The 6,463-nt window shown below is 65.2% G+C and carries 4 protein-coding genes; all 4 read right to left on the reverse strand.

The window, feature by feature from the left end; all coding sequences use genetic code 11:
• On the reverse strand, window positions 1-2,214 hold a 2,214-nt coding region (locus A2J02_RS12515), incomplete at its 3' end, for a condensation domain-containing protein (RefSeq protein ID WP_231893708.1).
• Between the two features lie 658 nt (window positions 2,215-2,872).
• Window positions 2,873-4,396: an apolipoprotein N-acyltransferase gene (gene lnt, locus A2J02_RS12525; protein WP_068050485.1), complete on the reverse strand. Its 1,524-nt coding sequence runs from the start codon at window positions 4,394-4,396 to the stop codon at window positions 2,873-2,875.
• A 58-nt stretch (window positions 4,397-4,454) separates the two neighbouring features.
• Window positions 4,455-6,008, reverse strand: coding sequence for an amidohydrolase (locus tag A2J02_RS12530; protein WP_082898615.1), 1,554 nt, complete (start codon window positions 6,006-6,008; stop codon window positions 4,455-4,457).
• Between the two features lie 59 nt (window positions 6,009-6,067).
• On the reverse strand, window positions 6,068-6,463 hold a 396-nt coding region (locus A2J02_RS12535), incomplete at its 5' end, for an FxsA family protein (RefSeq protein ID WP_068050487.1).

Raw genomic sequence — 6,463 nt, forward strand, 5'->3', positions numbered from 1 at the left:
CCGCGACGACGCCGCATCCAACTCACCATACGAAACAGACCGCGACCCCGACACCACCGCAACACCACCGACACCAGCAACACCCACCGCACCGGCCAACAACTCCGGCAACACCACACCCACCACAGACCGCGGACCACGAACCGGAGCCAGGCGCGCTCGCTCGGCGGTGGACAGCAGATCCACATCGCCTATCGGCAGATCGGGCTCGTTGGTCGATGTGTCGAGAACGCGGACGAGGCGACGGGCGAGTTGAGCCGTGCTCGCGGCATCGAACAGTTCTGTGGCGTAATCGAAAACGACGGTGACAGAATCGGACTCGTCGACGGTGACGACCAGATCCATGCCGACTCCGTCACGCGGCAGTGCGGACGGACCGAACCGGAGCGCAACCTGAGCGAGGGGGCTGTGCGATTCCGTTCGAGGCAGATTCAAGGCCTGAACGACGTCGTCGAACGACGTGTCACCGTGTGCCATCGCCGCATCGAAGTCGGCTGCGGACGCATCGACGAGTTCGGTGAACGACTGCCGAACGTCGGGTCGGCTTCGTAGCGCGACGGTGTTTCCGTGACCCGCGGGTACGGCTATCACCAGGTCGTCGGTGTTCGCCAGTCGCGAAAGCAGCACGGCGAGAGCAGATTCGAGAACCACGAACGGCGTCGTGGACCGTTCTGCCGCCAATCGAGTCACTCCGGACCACGTTTCGGATCCGATCGTCACCTCGTGGGATGCGCGAACGTGTCCGATGTGCGAGGCGCGCGAGCGGTCGGTCGGAAGATCGAGGAGATCGGGGGCGTCGGCGAGCCGTTCGGTCCAGTAGGCGAGCTGGGCTGCCGCGCGCCGCCGGCGCTGGCCCTCGCGTGCGCTGACCGGATGGACGTCCAGAACAGCGGTCTCGGGCCCGGCCGCGATGAAGGCTTCCACCATGTCGACGAAGCTCGAGTGGTGCGCGGTGAGGTCGTCGTCGTCGTACCGGTTGGGGTTGGCCCTGAAATCGACGAACGTCCGGGCCGGAGATCCGCTTTGATAGACGTTGACCAGGAGGTCCTCGACCGGACCCGAGGTCACGATGTTGAACTCGCCGACGATCGACCCGAGTTCGATCTGCTGATGGAACAGCATCATGTTGACCATCGGGCCGGACAGCTGCTTGTCACTACCCGAGGCCGCCAGCTCGCGCCGAATGTCCTCGATGCTGAAGCGCTGGTGCCGCAGCGCTCCCATCAGTTCGAGCTGCACCTGCTGAACCAGCTCGCCGACGGTCGCGTCCTGGGGCACGTGGATCGAAATGGGGGCGACGTTGACGAGCATTCCACCGGATCGGCGAAGCAACGCGGTGGTGCGCGCGGACACCGGGATGTTGACCGAGACGTCTTCTCGCCCGGTCATTCGCGAGAGGTAGCAGCCGAAAGCGGCGATGAACACCGCAGCCGCGGTTCCACCCTTGTTCGCGTCGGACGCCTCGAGCTCGGCGACGACGTCCTCGGGGAGAGCGACGCTGCGCAACTTGCTGGCAGCGATCGTGCGACCGGCCGTGTTGGACAGAGAAGCTCCGTCCTGGATGTCCGCGGCGCGAGCAGTCCAGTACGCCTTGTCGGACTCGAAGCGCGACGACGTCCGGTATTCCTGATCGAGCTCGTAGAGTCGGCGAAGCTCGGCCGCCTTGTTGGGAGCAGGCTCGACGTGTTCGACGGCCGCCGTGTACAGCGCGGCGGTTCGGTTGACGAGAGTCATGGCACCGTAGCCGTCGAGTGCGACGTGGTGAATCTTGCTGTACCAGAGGTTGCGATCGTCCTCGACCTGAATGATCCAACTGTCGACGAGGGGGTCGTGTTCCATGTCGACGGGCTTGACGTAGTTCTCGTCGATCCACCTCAGCGCCGACGCCATCGGGTCCTCGGCATCACGCAGATCGAGGTAGTGCACCGACTGGTCGATGGAGTGATCGACCAGCTGTACGGGTTCGCCGTCCACCTCGGCCAGTCGGAGATATGCGGACTGGAACTCGTGTCCGGCCTGAGCCGAGGCCTCTTGCAGAACGCCGATGTCGAGGTTGCCGCGAAGGTCGACATATTGTGCGATACAGACCGGGACGTCAGGGGCAAGCTGCTGAGCGAACCACATGCCACGCTGAGCGGACGACAGCGGGAAACCGTTCTCGAAGCCGGGGCCGGTCGGGGGCGTCTGAGATCCACCGGAAATTGCTGCGCGCATTCACTTGCCCTTCGACGGCACGGTCACGATGGCCGACATCGGGTCGGTGGACCCGGAGACCTCGGTTCGGTTCGGACTGTCGAGCCGCGGCGGCCTGTGCGCGCGATTGAGCAATTCTGGCTTCCGTTCTGGTCTGCGTTCGTGTCGATTCACACACGTTCGGTGGTGATATGCCGTCGTATCGATTCGTCGCGCACGGCCCACTGGATTGAAACAGGGAAAGGGTACGGTTCTACCGAAGAGAACCAACCTCGAGTTCGCAAACCGAGTGCGTGGTGACTCTCGAATTCGACGTCCTGTCCGACATGAACTCCCCTCCCCACCAGGCGTACGACACGTTCGACCACGTCGGCGTTCGTGCTGCACTCACATACACACACGAGACCGTCGGCCAACCGCCGAAAGCCGACCCGAAATTCCGCGTCGAGCATCCCAGCGGCTTTCAAAGATACAACATCGGCAGGATTCTTTTGTGCAGTAATCATAAGAACCATCGATCGCCGACTCCAGCCTGTTACAGAAGTGACCCCGAGTGCCACCCGAACAGGCGCTATTCGGTCGAACGAATGACTGCTCACGCCGCGTCGCACAGCATTGTCCGACCCGTATCGGACCTGTCGTTCTGATCGACCCGCCGTTTACCGACTCGACGATTGTTTCAGGAGGCGGAGCGGCGGCGCCCGACCACGAGCGTCGCGCCGAGGGCTGCGACTGCTGCCAGACACAACACCAGTTCCGATCCGAAGCCGAGTCGTGTCGCGACGGTGAGGGATTGTCGCAGTACAACACTGGAAACCAGCACGTCGGGAGTGAACAGTGGCGAATCCTGCAGAACCTCTCCGTCCGGTGCCACGATCGCGCTCACACCACTCGTGGCGGCCACCACGACAGTTCTTCCGTGCTCGACGGCGCGCACCCTGGACATCGCGAGTTGTTGGTAGGTCATCTCGGTGTCGCCGAAGGTCGCGTTGTTGGTTGGAATTGCGATGAACTCCGCGCCCGATCGGACCGATTCCTCGAGGGCACGGTCGAATGCGACTTCGTAGCAGGTCGCTATTCCGGCTGCTATTCCCCCGGTGCGGACAACTCCGTTTCCGTTACCGGGAACGAAATAACCCGCTCGGTCGGCATATTCCGAGAACAATCGAAAAAAACTTCGGAATGGCAAGTATTCGCCGAACGGTTGAATTATCTTCTTGTCGTGCCGCTCACCGGGCCCGTCCGTACCGTTCCACGCAATTACCGAATTCGTGTTCGTGCCATCGGCATTGACGAGTACGGTCCCGACGAGAATCGGAGCCCCCACAGCCACGGACGCCTGTGTGATGAGAGTTGCGGCATCGGCATTTCTCAATGGATCTATGTCGGACGCATTCTCGGGCCACACGACGAGATCCGGGGCAGGTTGCCTGCCTGCCTCGACGTCGGCGGCCAAACTCATCGTTTCACGGACGTGATTGTCCAGGACCGCTCGCCGCTGTGCGTTGAAGTCCAGACCCAGACGCGGAACGCTTCCCTGGACGGCTGCGATCGTCACGGTCCGTTCGTCGCCTTCCGGTGCGTCGTTGCTGTGCAGCGTGGGTAGCAGCGCCACGGCCGCTATGGACGCGACCGTCGTGGCGGCGACCGGCCCGAGGAACGAGCGCACTCCGTCGCGCCGACTGCCCGCGACCAGCAGCGCGGCCGTTCCGGTTCCGGTCAGTGCCACACCGAAACTGAGCAACGGTGCACCCCCGATGCTCGCCAAGGGAAGCAGCCAGCCCTCGGGTTGTCCGAACGCCAACCGGCCCCACGGGAAACCGCCGAAGGGAACACTGGATCTGAGCCACTCGGTCAGGCTCCAGGCCAATGCCATCGACACGGGCCACCAGGCACTCCGTGCTGCGACCACACCGAGCACTCCGAACAAGCCGACGAAGACGGACTCGGCGGCGGCGAGCGCCAGCCAGGGCATCGGTCCCACGTAGACACCGATCCACGGGAGCAGTGGAACGAAGAATCCGAGTCCGGCGGCACAGCCGTAGCCGAATCCCGCTTTCAGCGACAACGGACGTCGGCCGCCGAAGCCGGTCAGGACGAGGGCCAGCAGCGCGATCCCGAGCGGTGCCAGAAACCACAGCGTTCGCGGAGGAAAGCTCGCGAATATCAGGGCACCACCGGCAACGGAGAGTGCAGTGGACATCGAGGCTCGTCGTAGTCGCCCCGCCGACGAGGCCCCGGCCCCGACACCCGAGGCGGACTCAGTTCTCATGGATGACCTGCCCGCGATGGACGGTCATCGAGCACCGTGGGCTCGTGGACGACGGGTCGAGACCGGGCAACGGGGACACCCCCGCACGGGGGTCCGTCGACCAGCGTTGCACGCTGTCCTTGGGCGCTCGGACGACGAGTTCGTCGACCTCCCACACCGCGAAGGACGCGGGCGCTCCCGGCACCAACGTTCCTGCCAATCCGTCTCGGACTCCGCCCGCACGCCACGCTCCGCGGGTACCGGCCGAGAAAGCGGCCCGAGGCGAGATGGCACTGCCCGGCGTGCGGTGGTTGACCGCGGCTCTGATCGTCGCCCACGGATCGAGTCGGGTGACCGGCGCATCCGAACCGAATGCGAGCGCCACCCCCGCCGACGCCAGGCGCGCGAACGGATGGAGCGCCGACGCACGACCTGCGCCGAGTCGCGCCGAGTACAGCCCGTCCGAACCGCCCCACAGGGCATCGAACATCGGTTGCATGCTGGCTATGACGCCCCACGAGGCCAATTTGTCGGCCTGTTCGGGTGCGACCATCGCCAGATGTTCGAGCCGATGCCCGCACGCGGCGACGGCAGGAGTTCCGAGCTCGGCCACCACCCGCTCGAACGCTGTGACGGCAGCCGACACAGCCGCGTCGCCGATGACGTGGAAACCCGCCTGTATCCCGGCGGTCGTGCACGCCGAGATGTGTGCGGCGATCGCATCGACGTCCTCGTACCGGACGCCAGATCCGGCGCCGTCGGCGTAGGGCGACGACAGCCACGCGGTCCGCGACCCCAGCGAGCCGTCGACGAAGATGTCGCCGGCCAGTCCGTGGGCACCGGTGTCGCCGAGCAGCTGCCGCGCCTGCTCGGCCGTCTCGACCAGCTCGCCCCAGTATCCGCGAACCTCCACCCCGTGTTCGGTGGCCATCAGTTCACGGAAGTCGTCGATACCCGACACGATCGGACCGGCACATTCGTGGACTGCGACGATTCCCTGCGCCGCAGCACTGTCGAGCGCAGCTGTTCGAGCCAGAGCGCGGGTACCGGGCGTGATCATCGACCGCGCTGTCTGCCGCGCGAGGTGATGCGCGGCAGCGGTGAGCGGGGACTGCTCCGAGAAGCCGGTGACGGATTCGATACCGGTCGCGGCGACGCGCAACGGCGTCGAGACGGCGGCCGAATGCGAATCGATGCGAGTGAGGTACACCGGACGACCAGGAGCTGCCGCATCGAGGTCGGCTGTGGACGGTGCACGATGTTCGGGCCACCCGGTTTCGTCCCAGCCGTGTCCCCAGATCAGTGCGTCCGAGGACGACGATGCGTGTTCGGCGAGCACCCGCAGGCAGTGTTCGAGCGAAGTGCAGCCGGACAGATCGAGTCCGATCAGCGACAGACCCAGATCGGTGACGTGCACGTGAGTGTCGACGAACGCCGGTGCCACGAAGGAGCCCGCCAAGTCGGTGATGCGGACTCCTGGATGCAGCGCTCGCCCGGTGCGGTCCTCACCGATCCAGCTGACGATTCCATCGGTCACGGCCATGGCGGTGGCGTCGGAGGCCATCGGACTGTAGATCCGTCCGCCGCAGAACAATTCGGTGGTCACGAACGACCAGTCTGCCCCTACCGGTGTGGCTTCCGGAAATCCCCGGCTGCGGGATCGAAGCGGTCGGCCTCGATCACCTGTCCCTCGAGTATCGGCGCAGAACCGGATGCGCTCGATGCTCGCGCGGCGTCGTCGACGCGATCGTCGAGGATCTCACCGTCGATGACGGTGGGGCGCATGCGCCGGGTGGCGGTAGCGACCTGTGGCAACCAGCGCGCGGCGGCCCACATCACTGCTGGGCGCAGTAGCCACCTGGTCGGCGGGATCAACAGCAGCAACCCGATCACCGTGGTCACCAGGCCGGGCACGAACATCGCGACCGACCCTGCGGCGAAGAGAGCGCCGTCGGCCACGGCACCGCCGGCCGATCGCTCGCCTCGCGATGCCCGCTGCAGACCGTCCAACACACGTCT

Origin of the sequence: Rhodococcus sp. EPR-147, assembly GCF_001647185.1 — a bacterium.
In the GTDB taxonomy this organism is placed as follows: domain Bacteria; phylum Actinomycetota; class Actinomycetes; order Mycobacteriales; family Mycobacteriaceae; genus Rhodococcoides.